The following is a 16,388-nucleotide window of genomic DNA, read 5'->3' as shown; positions in this document are numbered from 1 at the left end:
TTGCTGCGCTTGGCAGGCTGCTAAAAAGGCCCTGAAATGTCCTGTTTCACAAATCGGGAAATAGGCTCCCGGATGATCAGAACCGTTTGAATTCTTCTTTGGATTGCGAACGATCACCGCCTCAACGCAGATCTGAACGCCTTTTCAGCAGTCCGTGGAGATGTCTAAATCTCCCTTGGTGAGGATCCGCAGCGCAACACCCTACACGACCGGCACTTTCGTGAAAGAAGCGCTATCTTGTTGCTGGCGCGCGCCTCCAAACGTCAGGCCCACCCGAAATCACCCCCACGGGTTCAACGCTCGGTCAGTTTCAACTCGATTCGGCGGTTCTGCGCCCGCGCTTCGGGTGAGTTGCCGCTCGCGACGGGGCGAAATTCACCAAATCCCGTCGCGGCCAGACGTTCGGGTGGGAATCCCAGATCGTTGACCATGTAGCGCACGACCGACAGGGCACGGGCCTGACTCAGCTCCCAGTTGTCGCGAAACTGTCCCGTCCCCGACAGGGGCGTATCGTCGGTATGGCCATCCACCCGAAGGATCCAGTCGATGCCCGGCGGAATTTCATTCGAGATATCCTTCAGAATCGAGGCGACCCCGGCGATCTGCGAGCGTCCTTCGGGCGCAAGGGTATCCGAACCCGGCTGGAACAGCACTTCGGAAGAAAAGACGAAGCGATCCCCCACGATCCGCACGCCATCCCTTCCCTGCAGAACATCGCGCAGCTTGCCAAAGAACTCCGAGCTGTAGCGTTCCAGCCGTTCGGCTTCCGCCGCAAGCCGGGCCCGCTCCGCCGCTTCGAGTTCCGCCCGCCGCCGCTGTTCTTCAGCGACCTGCGCCAGCGCGACGTTGAGCTGGCCCCCGAGCGTTTCGATACGCACATCCGCCTCACGCGTCTTCTCGCCGGAGGCATCGAGCACGGCCTGCAAGGAGCCGAGTTGTGCGCGCAACGCCGCCACCTGTTCATTCAGGGCGGCAACCCGGCGGGCATCCTCGGCTCCCCGTGCCTGCTGGCCTGCCAGCGCGGAATTGGCGGCGGCAAGCAGGCCCGCGCGCCGCTCGGCTTCGGTGAGTTCCCGCGTCGCATCCGCCTTCGCCGTGTCCCGCGCGGCTTCCGCAGCGGCGAGCAGGGTCAGCGTTTCCTCTGCCCGTTTGCGCTGCTCCTCCAGGGCGAGGGTCATGGCCGTCAGTTCCGCATCGGCGTTCTTCAACCGCTCACGAAGCGCCGCGGCGGCCTCCGACTCCGTCAGGCGCTGGACCTCCGCCTCCGACAGGCGGGCCGCATCCGCCTCTCCCTTTGCCCGAAGATCGGCAACAAGCGCCTCCAGCGCTTCCCGCCGGGCAGCCGCCAGCCGGGCGGCCTCCTGCCCCGCATCGACCTCCTGCCGGGCCTGTGCGAGCGCGAGATTCAGCGCCTCCTGCGCGGACAGAAGCTCCCGCTTCTCGCCCTCCGCCGTTGCGAGCGAGGTCTGAGCCCGATCCCGCGCTGCGATCAGCGCGGCGACCTGCGCCTCGAAATCGGTGATACGGCCAGTCGCAGCGTCCAGCGCCCCCTGCCGCTCCGCCAGTGTGCCTTCAAGCACCTGCCCCCGGCGTTCGGAAATGTTGAGTGCACGCGACAGTTGGGCCACTTCGCCCGTCAGCGCCTCCAGCTCGGAATCCTGGCTGCTCACCCGATCCTGCAACACGAACATCACGATCATGAAGATCGACAGCACGAACATGATGACCATGAGGAGCGAGGTCATCGCGTCCACGAAACCCGGCCAGACGTTGGTTTCAAATCGTGTGCGCCCGCGCGAGAACGCCATCACCCCCTCCGCTGGTCGGAGCCCAGACCCCGCACCGCCGATGCGAGTGCGGCAAGGTCGCTGCGGAGATCATAGAGCGTCTCCTGCCGCCCCGCGGACAATTCTTCGAGAATCTTCAGAAGCTGCACGTCCATGGACCGCAGCCGCATACGGCTTTCGGCATCCAGCGCGCCGGTTTCCTCCCGCTGGGCAAGGGCGCCGACCAACCGCTCCTGCCCCTCCGTCAACCGGGTGAGCGCGCCCATCGTGCCCGCCTCCCCCTCCAGCTTGCGGGTCAGGCGATCCACGGATTCGGCCAGCAGCCCGATACGCTGGTCGAGCAGGCTCCGCCGCTGCTCCGCCTGTGCGTAAAGCTGGGTCAGTGCATCCATCTGGTCCGACAGGTGGTCGATCAGACCCCCCACGGCCTCCTGGCTGATGGAGCCGTCGTCGCCGGAGGCGATCCCGATGCGCGTCATGGAGGAGAGCCAGTCCTCAAGCTCGCTGTAAAAGCGGTTCTGCCCGTGGCTGGCAAAGATCTCCAGAAGCCCGATGACCAGCGACCCCGACAGGCCGAGCAGCGAGGATGCAAACGCCGTCCCCATTCCGCCAAGCTGCGAGTTCAACCCCTGCATGAGCCGGCCGAACACCGCGAGGCTCTCCTCCCCCGGCTGGGGGCTGAGTGCGCCGATGGTCCGCACGACCGCGGGAACCGTCGTGGCGAGGCCGAAGAAGGTGCCGAGCAACCCAAGGAAGATCAGCAGGTTGCCAAGATAGCGGGTGATGTCCCGCATCTCCTCCATCCGCGCGCCGACCGATTCCAGAATGGAGCGCGCGGAGGTTGAGGAGAGCTGAAGCCGCCCCGCCCCCGGCGTGCGCTGCCCGAGAAGCGTGGCAAGCGGCACCAGCAGCTTCGGCGGCCGGGAGGCGACGTAGCCCGGGCGGTTGTGCGCAAATCCCTCGATCCAGTTCACCGCCGCCATGAGCTGACCCACCTGCCAGAAGCAGGCCACCACCCCGACGACGAACACGAACAGGATGGAACCGTTCAGCCAGACGTTCGCGCGGAAGACCTCCGACACCTCCCGGTGGATCATCCACGCGCCCGCCGCGACCAGCAGCAGCGCGATGACCATGAACAGAACCTGCCGGACCGGCTGGGAAAAAACGGTATCAACCTCTCGGGTCGGGCGGTTCATTGCAATCCGTTCACATGACGTTCGATTTCGGGGGAGAATGACGTGCCCGGCCCGCGATGCCAACAGGCAAGACGGCTGATGCCGCGGGCCATTACGCCGCCGTTGCAGAATAGCCGGTCAGCGAACCTGACGCTTCTCCAGCTTGCGCGCCAGCGTCCGGCGATGCATCCCCAGCCGCCGCGCGGTTTCCGAGATGTTGAACCCCGTCGCGACCAGCGTTTCGTGGATGCGTTCCCATTCCAGCGTCTTGATGGAGGAGGGCTGGGTGGACAGCTCCACCCCAGGATCCCCTGTTCCGCGCACGAAGGCATCGAGGATTTCATCGGTATTCGCGGGCTTCGTCAGGTAGTGGCAGGCGCCCAGTTTGATCGCTTCGACGGCCGTCGCGATGCTGGCGAAACCGGTGAGGACGACGATCTGCATCTCCGGGTCACGGCGATGAAGGTGATCGACACAGACAAGGCCCGAGCCGCCGGAAAGCTTGAGATCCACCACGGCGCGGGCCGGCCGATGCGCCGCGAGCACCTGCTCCAGATCCTCCATCCCGTGCGAGTGGAAGACGATCATGCCGCGCCGCTCCAGCGATTTCTTCAGGGTCGCCGCAAAATCGGGGTCATCCTCGATCAGAAGGATCGTCTCCTCCGTCCCACTCCCCGTCTGACCAGTCTCCGTCATTGTCATCCTCGTCCTCGGCGCTGAGGAGATGCAGGGGCAACCGCAAGGTCACTTCCGCCCCGCCCTCCGGCCGGTTCCCGGCGGATACCGATCCACCGAGCTTGCGTATGGCGTTCACCACGAGGAACAACCCCAGGCCACGCCCTTGCCGTCCCTTGGTGCTTTGATAGGGCCGGCCGAATTCGTCAAGCATCTGCGATGAAAAACCCTGACCGCGGTCCGTGACACGAAGCAGCAGCATCGCCCCCTCCCGCCGCACGTCGAGGCCCACCCAGTCGGGCGAGGCCTCCACCGCATTGTCGAGCACGTTCATCACGATCTGCCGAAGCGTCGCATCGGATACGAGGCCCACATCTTCGCCGAAATCGTTGTGACGCTCCAGCATGACGCCGGGATGCGCGGATTGCCAGTCGCGCGAGATGCGGGCAACGAAGCTGTGAACGGTGGTCAGTTCCGTTCCCTCGCCCCGCGCGGCGCCGGAGGTCATCAGGATGCCGGTGATGATCGCCTTGCAGCGATCGACCGAACTGCGCATCGTCTCGATCTCCTGCTGGAGTTCGGGATCGTCGGAGAGCTTCGGCATCCGCCGCCAGTCCCCCAGAATGACGGAGATGGAGGCAAGCGGCGTAGAGAGTTCATGCGCCGCACCGGAGGCCAGAAGCCCCATGCGGACGATGTGGTCCTCCTCCGCCGCCTGCTGGCGAAGGCGGGCCACGCGGGCATCGCTCTGCCGCAGGTTCGCGGCGACCCGCGTCAGGAAGGCGACGACAAGCACCGCATCCAGCGTAAGACCGACGAACATGCCCGCGACGTAAAGCTTGAAGAAGGACGGTCCGTCCGGGGGCAATCCCAGCGGCCGGTGCAGCACGATCAGCAGCGCAAAGAGGCAGCTCGTCAGCGCGACGAGAAACCACCCCGCCGGAGGCCGGAGCATCATCGCTCCCAGCGCCACCTGCACCACGTAAAGCGTGACGAAGGGATTGCTGGCCCCGCCGCTGAGCGCGAGCTGCGCCGTCAGCGCCAGCACGTCGAGCGTCAGCGCCATGAACACCACGCGCCCCGGTACACGCTCCGCCCGGCGGAGCCAGAGGATGGTCGCGGCGTTCAGCAGGACGAGGCAGGCCACGACCGCCGACATCGGCACGAGCGGCAGTTGCACCCGCAGGAACCACGCGGCAAAGGCGATGGCGACGATCTGGCCCGCCACGGCGATCCAGCGAAGCTGGATCAGCAGCCACATGTTCTTGCGCGCGGTGGGCGGGCTGGCGGCGGGCGGCCTCACGCCCGCCTCCGCCTTCCGGCTTCATGCCGCAGGACGAAGATCGTGCAGCCCGCCATTCCGATCGCCAGCGCGAACCATGTCAGTGCATAGCTGAGGTGGTTGTCCGGAAAGCGCACGACGGTCAGTCCGCCGACCGGCAGGCCGCCGGGGTTCGGCGTGGCGTCGGCGTCGATGAAGTAGGGGGCAACCGTCCCGCTCAGGCTGCGGGCAGCCGCGATGGCCGACACGTCGCGCGAATACCAGCGGTCGCCCGCCGGATCGTTGGACCGCAGGAACCCGCCCCCCGGTTCCGTCAGTCGCAAAAGCCCGGTGACCGTGGTGCGGCCCGCGATCTCTCCCTGCTCCCGGCTGGCCTCGTCCCGCCGGTCGGAGGGGACAAAGCCCCGGTTCACCACGACCGTAAAGCCCTGATCGGTCGCAAGCGGGGTCATCACCCAGAAACCTCCGCCCAGAGCGGTCAGCGCCTGCACCAGCGTCTCGCGGCTGTGATCGAAGGTGCCGGTGACTGTCACGCGGCGGTATTCGTCCGTATCGGCGCCGACGGGCCAGGCCTCCGGCCCGGGTGCCGCGACCGGAGCGGCATGGATCCGGGCATCCACCCGCGCCACAAGGTCATGCTTCCATGCCCGCCGCTCCACCTGCCACCAGCCGAGCGCGAGGAGGCACACTGTCAGCACGAGACCGATGGCGGCGATCACCCCCATCCGCAATGGCGAACGGGGCGCCCTTTCGGTATCGCCCCGTCCCGGTTCCACGTCATGACCCTTGGCGGTCACATCGTGCTCATGTTGTGCATCTCCGGCATCATGTTCGTGTTCAGGTGATACATCACCCACAGCGAACCGGAGAGCGTGATGATCACCAGAATAAGGGTGAAAATCAGCGCCAGCATCGTCCAGCCGCCCTGCGACCGGGTGTTCATGTGCAGGAAGTAGATCATGTGGACCACGATCTGCACCACGGCAAAGGCCATGATGACAATGCCGGTCGTCCGCGGGTTGGGGATCACCTCGCCCATCACCAGCCAGAACGGGATCGCCGTCAGGATGACCGACAGGATGAAGCCGGTCATGTAGGATCCGAACGAGCCGTGATCCTCCTCCTCATCCGGGTGATCGTGGAGGTGCTGCTGGTGCGACCCCTGCGTCGCGTGCGCGGTATGGAGAGGCGTGTAGTCTTTGCTCATCTCAACATCCCCATAAGGTAAACGAAGGTGAAGACCCCGATCCAGATCACGTCGAGGAAGTGCCAGAACATCGACAAGCAGGTGAGCCTGCGACGGTTCGCGGCGATCAGCCCCTTCCGGCGCACCTGCGTGACCAGCACCACCAGCCAGATCAGGCCGATGAACACGTGAAGACCGTGCGTGCCGACCAGGGCATAGAAGGCCGACAGGAAGCCCGACCGCTGCGGGCCCGCACCCAGGTGGATCATGTGGTGGAACTCGTAGAGTTCGATGCACAGGAAGGCCAGCCCGAACAGCCCCGTCACGATCAGCCAGTTGATGACATGGCGGCTGTGCCCCTTCACCATCGCCAGCATCGCAAAGCCGTAGGTGATGGAGGAGAACAGCAGCATGGACGTGTTCAGCGCCACCAGCGGCAGGTCGAACAGGTCGCGCGGCCCCGGCCCGCCGGCGAAGTTGCCGCCGAGCACGCCGAAGCAGGCAAAGAGCACCGCGAAGATCAGGCAGTCGCTCATCAGGTAGATCCAGAAGCCGAGCATGGTGCTCGCGCCTTCGGGATGCTCATGCGGGTCGAGATCGAAGAACTCCGGCGCCTCGCCCGCGGTCTTTGCAGTCATGGTTGTCATGGAACTGTCTCTCCAGGCTCAGGCTCGGGCTCGGGCGAGCTGCCGCGTCCGGTCCGCTTCCGTCGTGCTCACGTGCGCGGCGGGAATGGTGAAGGTCTGGTCGTAGCGGAAGCTGTTGGCGATCGCGACCCAGAACACGCCGACGAGGCAGAGCGCGGCCAGCCACCAGATATACCAGATCATCGCCAGACCGAGCACGGTGCTGAGCCCCGCGATGATGATGCCCGCCCCCGTGTTGCGGGGCATCAGGATATCGCGGAACCCTTCGACCGGGCGGCGGTAGCCCGCTTCCTTCATGTCCCACCACGCGTCGAGATCGCGCACGACAGGCTGGAAGGCGAAGTTGTATTCCGGCGGCGGCGACGAGGTCGCCCACTCCAGCGTGCGCCCGTTCCAGGGATCGCCCGACACGTCGCGAAGCTGATCGCGCCGCAGGATGGAAACCCCGAACTGGATGAACATCGTCAGGATGCCGAGCGCGATGAGCGCCGCACCGACCGCCGCGATCTGGAACCAGATCTGCAACGAGGGGTCGTCGAACACCCGCATCCGCCGGGTCACCCCCATGAGGCCGAGGATGTAGAGCGGCGTGAAGGCGATCCAGAAGCCCGGCACCCAGCACCAGAAGGATACCTTGCCCCAGAACGGGTCGAGCTTGAAGCCGAAGGCCTTGGGCCACCAGAAGTTCATCGCCGCGAACAGGCCGAACAGCACACCGCCGATGATCACGTTGTGGAAGTGCGCGACGAGGAAGAGCGAGTTGTGCAGCACGAAATCCGCCGGCGGCACGGCCAGAAGCACGCCCGTCATCCCGCCGATCACGAAGGTCAGCATGAAGGCGATGGACCACATCATCGGCAGTTCGAACCGGATCCGCCCCTTGTACATGGTGAACAGCCAGTTGAAGATTTTCGCGCCCGTCGGGATGGAGATGATCATCGTGGTGATCCCGAAGAAGGAGTTCACCGACGCGCCCGACCCCATGGTGAAGAAGTGGTGAAGCCACACGAGGTAGGACAGGATCGTGATGACCACCGTCGCATAGACCATGGACGTATAGCCGAAGAGCCGCTTGCCGGAGAAGGTGGACACCACCTCGGAGAACACGCCGAACAGCGGCAGGATCAGGATGTAGACCTCCGGGTGGCCCCAGATCCAGATCAGGTTCACATACATCATGGCGTTGCCGCCGAGATCGTTGGTGAAGAAGTTCGTCCCCACGTAACGGTCGAGGGTCAGCAGCGTCAGCACTGCCGTCAGCACCGGAAACGCCGCGACGATCAGCACGTTGGTGCAGAGCGAGGTCCAGGTGAAGACCGGCATCTTCATCATCGTCATACCCGGCGCGCGCATCTTCACGATGGTCGCGATCAGGTTGACGCCGGAAAGCAAGGTCCCCACACCCGCGACCTGAAGGCCCCAGATGTAGTAATCCACCCCGACCCATGGGCTGTAGGTGATCCCCGACAAGGGGGGATAGGCCAGCCAGCCGGTCTGGGCATATTCACCCACGAACAGCGACACCATGGTGATGATCGCCCCGCCCGCCGTCATCCAGAACGAGAAGTTGTTCAGGAACGGGAAGGACACGTCCCGCGCGCCGATCTGCAGCGGCACGACATAGTTCATCAGCCCCGTGACCATCGGCATGGCCACGAAGAAGATCATGATGACCCCGTGCGCGGTGAAGATCTGATCGTAGTGGTGGGCGTTCAGATAGCCCTCCGATCCACCGAAGGCCATGGCCTGCTGGATCCGCATCATCACCGCATCGGCAAATCCGCGAACGAACATGATGAGGCCCAGGATCATGTACATGATCCCGATCTTCTTGTGGTCCACCGTGGTGAACCATTCCTTCCAGAGATAGCCCCACAGCTTGAAATAGGTGAGCGCGCCGAGAAGCGCGATCCCGCCTATCGCCACCGCGACAAAGGTCGCGACGACGATTGGCTCGTGCAGCGGCAGGGCCTCCCAGGTGAGGCGGCCGAAGATGAATTCGGAGAGCGGCATACCAAACATCGGTCAGTCCTGTCTCAGAGCGCGGAGGGGCGGGCGGCGTCTGCCTCCGCTTGCGAAGTGGGCGCCGTGAACGGCAGGAGCGAGGGCTGCGTCAGGCCATGCCCGCGGAACGGCGTCCGGGTGCGGACCTGCTCGGGCAGTTCGGCCGCAGCCAGCGGGCCGCCGAAAGCAAGCTTTGAGTCTTCCACGGTGCAGAATGTCTCCACAAACGAAGGCAGGCCGCCGAAGATGGTCGCCTGACGGATCGGTCCCTCGGCATCGAAGGGACGGACGTTCAGCGTTCCGGCGAGACCCGCCCCGCCCCGTGCGTCGATGGAGGCCATTTCATTCATGCACATCCGCCCCGGCTCCACGCACATGTTGAGAATCAGGCGATAGAGATCGGCATCGACCGACTGGTAATGCGTGGCGGGGTTGTTCTCGCTGGGTTTGACGAGGTCGAGATAGGTCGCGCGGTCGAGCGTCTGGCCGCTTTCGCGCACCTGCTGAACCCATTGGTCGTAACCCGCGTCGTCAAGCCCGTGGAAGGCGAATCGCATGTGGGAGAAGCCGTGGCCGCTGTAGTTGGCGGAGAAGCCCTCATAATCGCCTGCATGGTTGATGACGGCGTTGAGCTGCGTCTGCATCCCGGGCATCGCATAGATCATGCCCGACAGCGCCGGAATGTAGAAGGCGTTCATCACGGAGGTGGCGGTGATCTTGAACCGGATCGGCCGGTCCACCGGCGCGGCGAGTTCGTTCACCGTGGCGATCCCCTCTTCGGGGTAGATGAACAGCCATTTCCAGTCCATCGCCACGACCTGCACCTCCAGCGGCCGGTGATCGGCGGCAAGCGGCCTGTCCTTGTCCAGCCGGTCGAGCGGCCGGTAGGGGTCAAGCAGGTGCGTGCCGACCCATGTCAGCGCACCGAGGCAGATGATGATGAGCAGCGGCGCCGCCCAGATGACGAGTTCGAGCTGAGTCGAGTGATCCCAGTCCGGCTTGTATTCCGCTTTCCGGTTCGATTCGCGGTACTTCCACGCGAAGAAGATCACCAGCGCCATCACCGGAATGATGATGAGCAGCATGAGCAGCGTGGAGATCACAAGCAGGTCCCGCTGCCGCATCGCAATATCGCCCGCCGGTGACAGGACCACCGGCTTGCACGCTGCGAGAAGGAGCGGAACGAGGATAAGGGGGACGAGGCGCGCTGGTTTCACGGGCTTTCCCATCATCTGGCAAGGAAACTAGGGGGCGATCCGGCTGGGCCGGAAGATCGGGCGTTGGATTAAAGGCTCTGCCGCAGGTCCGACATTGGACAATTTGCCCAATGCCGCAGGTGCAGCCGTCGGCTCTATAGAGACGCCGCCCCGTGCCAGTGGCGCGGAGTGCGCTATCATGCACAACTTATATCAGATGCAGGAAGAGGCGAGGTCCAGCATGAGCAGCACCGCAGCCACGGGAACGCCGGAGACGACGGCGGAACGCGACGCCCGCGCCATCCACAAGGATGGCGGTCATGACGTCTCGCCCAACGAAATCGCCATCGGCGTCATCATCGGCCGGATGTCGGAATTCTTCGACTTCTTCGTCTATTCCATCGCCTCCGTTCTGGTCTTTCCGGCGGTGTTCTTTTCCTTCGCCGATCCGCTGACGGGCACGCTGCTGTCCTTCGCAGTCTTCGCGCTGGCCTTTGTCGCGCGTCCCATCGGCACGATTCTCTTCATCCAGATTGACCGCGCCTGGGGACGGGGAGCAAAGCTCACGCTCGCCCTGTTCCTGCTCGGAACGGCGACCGTCTGCATCCCGCTGATTCCCGGCTATGCCACCATCGGCTACTGGTCGATCCTGTTCCTTGCCGCCTTCCGCTTCCTGCAGGGGATCGCGCTCGGCGGGGCATGGGACGGGCTGTCCTCGCTGCTCGCCATGAACGCGCCTCCCGGCAAGCGGGGCTGGTACGCGATGCTGCCGCAGCTTGGCGCACCGCTCGGGCTGATCGTGGCGTCCGCGCTGTTCGCCTATCTGGTGCTCAGCCTCTCCACCGAGGATTTCCTGAGCTGGGGCTGGCGCTATCCGTTCTTCGTCGCCTTCGCGATCAACGTGGTGGCCCTGTTCGCCCGCCTGCGCATCGTGGTGACGCCGGAATACGAGCGCCTCTTCGAAAGCCGCGACCTGCAACCCGCGCCGGTCGGCAATACGCTGAGCGCGGAAGGGCCGCGGATCATCCTCGGCATCTTCACCCCGCTCGCGAGCTTTGCGCTCTTTCACATGATGACGGTGTTCCCGCTGTCCTACGTATTCCTCTACACGGAGGAACCGCCGGCGGACTTCCTCATCATCCAGGTGATCGCGGCTGTTGTGGGCGTCGGTGCCGTGCTGCTGTCGGGTGTGCTGTCGGACAGGATCGGCCGGGGCAACCTGCTCGCCCTCGCCGCCATCGGTATCGCGGTGTTCAGCGTCGTGGCGCCGGCCTTCCTTGGCGGGGCGGAGACGGGGGAGCTGATCTACATGATCGTCGGGTTCGTGCTGCTCGGCCTGTCCTTTGGCCAGTCCTCCGGCGCGACGGCGGCGCGGTTCGATCCGACCTATCGCTACACCGCGTCCGCCCTGACATCCGACCTCGCCTGGCTGTTCGGCGCCGGATTCGCGCCGCTGGTCGCCCTGGCGCTGGTGCATTGGTTCGGCCTGTGGTCGGCGGGCGCCTATCTGCTCTCCGGCGCGATCTGCACGCTGGTGGCGCTCCGGGCGAACCGGCAGCTCGAATTCAAGAACTGAGCATCGGGCCTTCCAAAATTAAAAGGGCCGCTCCCCGGAGCGGCCCTTCTTCATTTCGGCCCGGGAGCTCAGCCCTTTTGCGCCGCCTCGCCCTGTGCCCGCGTCTGGGCCAGCGTCGCGCCGGCAGAGAGCGCCTCCGGGTCCAGCACGAGTTCGATCATCGCAGGCTTGCCGGAGGCCGCCGCGCGCTCAAATGCCGCCGCGAAATCCTCCGTCCGCTCCACCCGCTCGCCATGCCCGCCATAGGCCCGCGCCAGCGCCGCGAAATCAGGCGAGGCCAGGCGCGTGCCGCTGACCCGTCCCGGATAGGTCCGTTCCTGGTGCATGCGGATAGTGCCATACTGGCCATTGTTGGCGACGATGGTGATCGGGGTCGCGCCATGCTGCATCGCGGTGGAGAACTCGTTCAGCGTCATCTGGATATCGCCGTCGCCCGCCACGCAGACCACCCGCCGCCCCGGATGTTCGAGCGAGGCGGAGATCGCCGCCGGGAACCCATAGCCCATGCTGCCCGACGTCGGCGCCAGTTCCGTAGGGAAGCCGCGATAGCTGTAGTAGCGATGCAGGAAGGCCGCGAAGTTGCCCGCGCCATTGGTCAGGATCGCATCGTCGGGAAGCGTTTCCGCCAGCCAGCCGATCACCTGTTCCATCTTCACCGCACCGGGGGTTTCCTTGGGCCGGGTCCAGCCCTCGAAATCCGCGCGGAGCGCCTTGGTCCAGCCCTCCCGCACCGGGTTCGGCGCTGCGTTCTGGCGGGCGAGGGCGGCGATCATCGCGGGCGCCGTCGCGACGACCGCGACATCCGGCCGCCAGACATGACCGAGTTCGTCCGGGTCGGGATGGACATGCACGATCCGCGGTCCCGGCGCGGCCGGGTCGAGCAGCGTGTAACCATTGGTGGCCGTATCGCCCAGGCGGGAGCCGAGGACGATCAGCAGGTCCGCCTCGCCCAGACGCGCGCCGAGCTTCGGGTTCATGCCGACGCCGAGATAACCCGCGTAATGCGAATGGCGGTTGTCGAGCCTGTCCTGCCGCCGGAAGGAAGTCGTCACCGGCAGGTTCTGCGCCTCTGCGAACCGGGCGAGATCCGCCGCCGCCTGAGCCGACCATTGCGACCCGCCGACGACGAGGAGCGGGCGCTCCGCCCCCTCCAGCGCCGCCATCACGGCAGCCACATCCGCCTCGGCAACCGTGGGCGCGCGCGGTTCGGCAGGGGCCAGATCGGGCACATCCGCACGGCCGGCCAGCACATCCTCCGGCAAGGCCAGCACCACCGGGCCGGGCCTGCCGGAGACGGCGAGCCGGAAAGCGCGGGAGACATATTCCGGGATCCGCTCCGTCTGATCGATCTCGGTGGCCCATTTCGCCAGCGGACCAAAGACGGCGCGGTAGTCGATTTCCTGAAACGCCTCCCGGTCGCGGTCGCTACGGGCGATCTGACCGACAAAGAGGATGAGCGGGGTCGAATCCTGCCGGGCGACGTGCACACCGGCGGAAGCATTGGTCGCCCCCGGCCCGCGGGTCACGAAACAGACGCCCGGCTCGCCCGTAAGCTTGGCATGGGCCTCCGCCATCATGGCCGCGCCGCCTTCGTGACGGCAGACGATATTCTCGATCCCGCTGTCGTAAAGCCCGTCAAGGACAGCCAGAAAGCTCTCCCCCGGAACGGAGAAGACGCGCGTCACCCCCCGCGCCTTCAGTTGGTCCACAAGGATCTGTCCGCCGTGCCGCATGGGTGCTCCCTTCCGTTCGGGCCGCACAGTGCGACAGCGGAGGCGAGGGGGCAAGTGTTGGAAATGTCTCCCGGCGACGGAAGGGGATAGCCGCCGATGCCGGGCTTGCCCTGATCGGCATGGGGAACTTGGCGCGGAGCGAGGGGGCCGCACCCTATCCGCCCCGGGATCACCTCAAGGCGCGCGCCCGCGGCGGCGGCATCGCACGCGGCGACATCGACCATGCGCCATGTCTACCCGGCCCGCCAGGCGCGTCAGAGGTTAGCCTCGACCCGGAAGCCCGAAGGAATGCCCTCCTCCCGCCCCTCCAGCACGAGGTCCGCCATGACCTCGGCCACCTTGGGCGCGATGCCGAAGCCGATCTTGAAGCCGCCGTTTGCGATGAAATGATCCGCCCGCCCCGGCCAGGGTCCGAGCATGGGGGACCTGCTCCGCGCACGCGGCCTTACCCCTGCCCAGCACCGCACCACCGGCGCGCCCTCCAGCGCCGGGCAAAGCCCGACGGCCCGCGCATGCAACTCCGCGAGCGCACCGTCCACCCGGTCGGGCACATCGAACTCCTGCTCGGAAGTGGATCCGACAGCCACCGTGCCATCGGCATGGGGCACGATATGAACGCCTTCGGTGAACACCTGCGGGCGCTCCGCCGCCGGAAGCGCGAGGGTCAGCGCCTGCCCCTTCACGCCCCCGCCCACCTTCCGGTCCAGCGCCAGGGACAGCGCCGCCAGCCCCGTCCAGCCGGTGGCCCAGACCACCCGGCCATAGGGCGCGCCCTCCCGCCGCACATCGCCCCCCCGGGCGATGATCGCATGGGCCAGCGCCTCGCAAGCTGCGGCGGGCAGGATGCGGGCGGTGAGCGTATCCTCCACCACCTCGACCACACCGGGAGGGAGCCAGTCGCCTTCGCCAGCGGAAACAGAGCGCACACGCCAGCGCGCCGCCCCCGTCCAGAGCGCTTCGGCCGTGGCCTCCCGCGTGCGGGCCAGCGTCGCGGCCTCCGCGCTCATGAGCGGCTGGATACGCCCCGTCCGCCCATAGCCCGGATCGCGGCCGGAGGCCCGTGCCACGCCCGCCCACCAGGTCTCCGCCATCAGCAGGCTGTCGAGCTGGAACTGCTTCTTGTCGTTCCACGTCTCCGGCACATGCGGTGCAAGCGCGCCCACCACCCCGCCCGACGCTCCGGCCCCCACGCCCGAAGGGTCGATCACCCGCACCTTGGCTCCGCGTTCCAGACAGGCCCAGGCGATGGAAAGCCCGAACACGCCCGCGCCGTAAACCGTCACATCCGTCATGCCCTGCTCTCCCCGCTTGTGTGTCGTGCCGCTCTGTTCTAGCCCCGGAACAGCCTTGAGGACCATGCCATGCCGCACACACCTTCCGACACGGCCCAGATCGACTGGCGCGACGGCGGCGTGCCGGTCGCCCGCCGCTTCGACGACCCGTATTTCTCGCTGGGCGACGGGCTGGCGGAGACGCGGCATGTTTTCCTTGGCGGCAATGATCTGCCAGCGCGGTTCCAAGACGGCTTCCACATCGCTGAGCTGGGATTCGGCACCGGGCTGAACCTGATCGCGACCGTTCTGGCATGGCAGGCGGCGGACCTTCCCGGCAGCTTCCGCTTTACCAGTTTCGAGGCCTTCCCGATGCGCGCGGATGACATGGCCCGCGCGCTCTCCGCCTTCCCGGAGGCCGCGGGCATGGCGGAGCCGCTGCTCTCTGCATGGGCGGGAGGGGAGCGCCGCTTCCCCCTCGGCCCGGCGGAGGTTGAGATCGTGGAGGGCGATGCGCGGGAGACGCTGCCGCTCTGGACGGGGCGGGCGGATGCGTGGTTCCTCGACGGCTTCTCCCCCGCCAAGAACCCGGAGCTGTGGAATGAGGCGCTTATGGCTGCCGTTGCCGCCCACACGTGTCCGGGCGGCACCTTTGCCACCTATACGGCTGCGGGACATGTGCGGCGGGCCTTGCAGGCGGCGGGATTTGCGGTAGAGCGCAGAGAGGGATACGGACGCAAGCGGCATATGACCGCTGGTCGTCTGCTCACACCCTGAAGCGGACGCTGACCAGCCATGGCACAACAGAACACCCGTCTCGGCATCGTGCTGATGATCTGCACGACCTTCGTCTTTGCGGTGCAGGACGGGATTTCGCGCCATCTCGCGGGCGAATACAACGTGCTGATGGTGACGATGATCCGCTACTGGTTCTTCGCTGCCTTCTGTGTGGCGCTGGCATCGCGGATGCCGGGCGGCCTGCGCCGGGCGCTCCGGCCCGCCTATCCGAAGCTCCAGATCCTCCGCGGCCTGCTCCTCGCCTTCGAGATCTGCGTGATGGTGCTGGCCTTCACCCTGCTGGGGCTGGTGGAGACGCATGCGATCTTCACCGCCTATCCGCTCATCGTCGCGGCGCTCTCCGGCCCGATTCTGGGGGAGAAGGTCGGCTGGCGCCGCTGGGCCGCGATCGCCGTGGGCTTCCTCGGCGTGTTGGTGATCCTACGGCCCGGACATCACGTCTTTTCGGCAGTGGCGCTGGTCCCGTTCATCTCCGCCACTTCCTTTGCGATCTACGGGCTGCTGACCCGTTACGTCGGCCAGAAGGACAGCGCGGGCGTCAGCTTCTTCTGGACGGGAACGGTGGGTGCCGTGGTGATGACGGCGGTGGGCCTGCCCAATTGGCAACCGATGAGCGCGCCGGATTGGGGCTGGATGCTGCTTCTGTGCTGTGTGGGCGTGCTCTCCCACTACATGCTGATCCGCTGCTACGAGGTGGCGGAGGCGAGCGCGGTGCAGCCCTTTGCCTATTTCCAGCTTCCCTTCGTCGCGGTGATCGGCCTGACGATTTTCGGCGAGACGCTGGCATGGAACCTGGTGATCGGCGCGGCCATCGTGGTCGGCGCCGGGCTGTTCACGCTATGGCGGGAACGGAAGGTGGCCGCGCGGGCCGCCGCCGCGGCACGGGCGGAGGCCGCGATCACCTCCCCCTGAAAGGGGGCGGATGGCGCGCGGCTCTGCCTGACTGTGGCCGGTTTACAGGCGTCATCGCGCGGCTGTGCCCCCGCATTCGCACCATTCGAAATGCCTTCGAGAGATGCCGCCGCAATGCCAAGCCGCCTTTGCTCCGGCGAAGG

Annotated in this window: 14 protein-coding genes; 3 read left to right on the top strand and 11 right to left on the bottom strand. The window is 66.1% G+C overall.

From position 1 onward, the window contains the following. Positions 1 to 293: 293 nt before the first annotated feature. The 9 genes from RT513_RS04035 to cyoA form a co-directional block, all read right to left on the bottom strand. A complete protein-coding gene (locus tag RT513_RS04035; protein ID WP_290690851.1) occupies positions 294 to 1,808 on the bottom strand; it encodes a peptidoglycan -binding protein in 1,515 nt (504 codons plus the stop codon). After that, positions 1,808 to 2,986 (bottom strand): biopolymer transporter ExbB, encoded by a 1,179-nt coding sequence (locus RT513_RS04030; protein ID WP_088214309.1) that lies wholly within the window; start codon positions 2,984 to 2,986, stop codon positions 1,808 to 1,810. The genes RT513_RS04035 and RT513_RS04030 overlap by 1 nt, the downstream gene beginning before the upstream one ends. Positions 2,987 to 3,103: 117 nt before the next feature. Then, the gene (locus RT513_RS04025; RefSeq protein ID WP_290690847.1) at positions 3,104 to 3,661 is read right to left on the bottom strand and encodes a response regulator transcription factor; all 558 of its coding nucleotides are present in this window, start codon (positions 3,659 to 3,661) and stop codon (positions 3,104 to 3,106) included. Next, on the bottom strand, positions 3,600 to 4,943 hold the full coding sequence (locus RT513_RS04020) for an ATP-binding protein (RefSeq protein ID WP_290690844.1): 1,344 nt from the start codon (positions 4,941 to 4,943) through the stop codon (positions 3,600 to 3,602). The genes RT513_RS04025 and RT513_RS04020 overlap by 62 nt, the downstream gene beginning before the upstream one ends. Then, on the bottom strand, positions 4,940 to 5,719 hold the full coding sequence (locus tag RT513_RS04015) for an SURF1 family protein (protein WP_290690842.1): 780 nt from the start codon (positions 5,717 to 5,719) through the stop codon (positions 4,940 to 4,942). The genes RT513_RS04020 and RT513_RS04015 overlap by 4 nt, the downstream gene beginning before the upstream one ends. Continuing rightward, positions 5,716 to 6,129: a cytochrome o ubiquinol oxidase subunit IV gene (gene cyoD, locus RT513_RS04010; protein WP_088214307.1), complete on the bottom strand. Its 414-nt coding sequence runs from the start codon at positions 6,127 to 6,129 to the stop codon at positions 5,716 to 5,718. The genes RT513_RS04015 and cyoD overlap by 4 nt, the downstream gene beginning before the upstream one ends. After that, positions 6,126 to 6,755, bottom strand: coding sequence for a cytochrome o ubiquinol oxidase subunit III (gene cyoC / locus RT513_RS04005; protein WP_290690840.1), 630 nt, complete (start codon positions 6,753 to 6,755; stop codon positions 6,126 to 6,128). Before cyoC ends, cyoD begins: the two co-directional genes overlap by 4 nt. A gap of 18 nt (positions 6,756 to 6,773) precedes the next feature. Further along, positions 6,774 to 8,777 (bottom strand): cytochrome o ubiquinol oxidase subunit I, encoded by a 2,004-nt coding sequence (cyoB, locus tag RT513_RS04000; RefSeq protein ID WP_088214305.1) that lies wholly within the window; start codon positions 8,775 to 8,777, stop codon positions 6,774 to 6,776. 14 nt (positions 8,778 to 8,791) lie between these two features. Continuing rightward, positions 8,792 to 9,976, bottom strand: coding sequence for a ubiquinol oxidase subunit II (cyoA, locus tag RT513_RS03995; protein WP_290684795.1), 1,185 nt, complete (start codon positions 9,974 to 9,976; stop codon positions 8,792 to 8,794). A gap of 220 nt (positions 9,977 to 10,196) precedes the next feature. Between cyoA and RT513_RS03990 the strand changes: the two genes are divergently transcribed. Beyond that, on the top strand, positions 10,197 to 11,531 hold the full coding sequence (locus tag RT513_RS03990; RefSeq protein ID WP_088214304.1) for an MFS transporter: 1,335 nt from the start codon (positions 10,197 to 10,199) through the stop codon (positions 11,529 to 11,531). 68 nt (positions 11,532 to 11,599) lie between these two features. On the opposite strand, the gene RT513_RS03985 is transcribed toward RT513_RS03990, so the two are convergent. Both RT513_RS03985 and RT513_RS03980 read right to left on the bottom strand, forming a co-directional pair. Further along, positions 11,600 to 13,264, bottom strand: a complete 1,665-nt coding sequence (locus tag RT513_RS03985) for a thiamine pyrophosphate-binding protein (RefSeq protein WP_290684799.1) — start codon at positions 13,262 to 13,264, stop codon at positions 11,600 to 11,602. Positions 13,265 to 13,518: 254 nt separating this feature from the next. Next, positions 13,519 to 14,556, bottom strand: coding sequence for an NAD(P)/FAD-dependent oxidoreductase (locus tag RT513_RS03980; RefSeq protein WP_290684801.1), 1,038 nt, complete (start codon positions 14,554 to 14,556; stop codon positions 13,519 to 13,521). A 69-nt stretch (positions 14,557 to 14,625) separates the two neighbouring features. On the opposite strand from RT513_RS03980, the gene mnmD reads away from it, so the two are divergent. Together mnmD and RT513_RS03970 are read left to right on the top strand one after the other, a co-directional pair. Continuing rightward, positions 14,626 to 15,312 carry a tRNA (5-methylaminomethyl-2-thiouridine)(34)-methyltransferase MnmD gene (mnmD, locus tag RT513_RS03975; RefSeq protein ID WP_290684803.1) on the top strand — a complete coding sequence of 229 codons (687 nt, stop codon included), beginning with the start codon at positions 14,626 to 14,628 and terminating at the stop codon, positions 15,310 to 15,312. An 18-nt stretch (positions 15,313 to 15,330) separates the two neighbouring features. Then, the gene (locus tag RT513_RS03970) at positions 15,331 to 16,245 is read left to right on the top strand and encodes a DMT family transporter (protein WP_290684805.1); all 915 of its coding nucleotides are present in this window, start codon (positions 15,331 to 15,333) and stop codon (positions 16,243 to 16,245) included. Positions 16,246 to 16,388 lie beyond the last annotated feature (143 nt).

This window comes from Haematobacter sp., from assembly GCF_032102465.1.
Classification (GTDB): domain Bacteria; phylum Pseudomonadota; class Alphaproteobacteria; order Rhodobacterales; family Rhodobacteraceae; genus Haematobacter.
The sequence above is the reverse complement of the archived record's forward strand: the minus strand, read 5'-3'. Positions and strand labels throughout refer to the sequence as shown.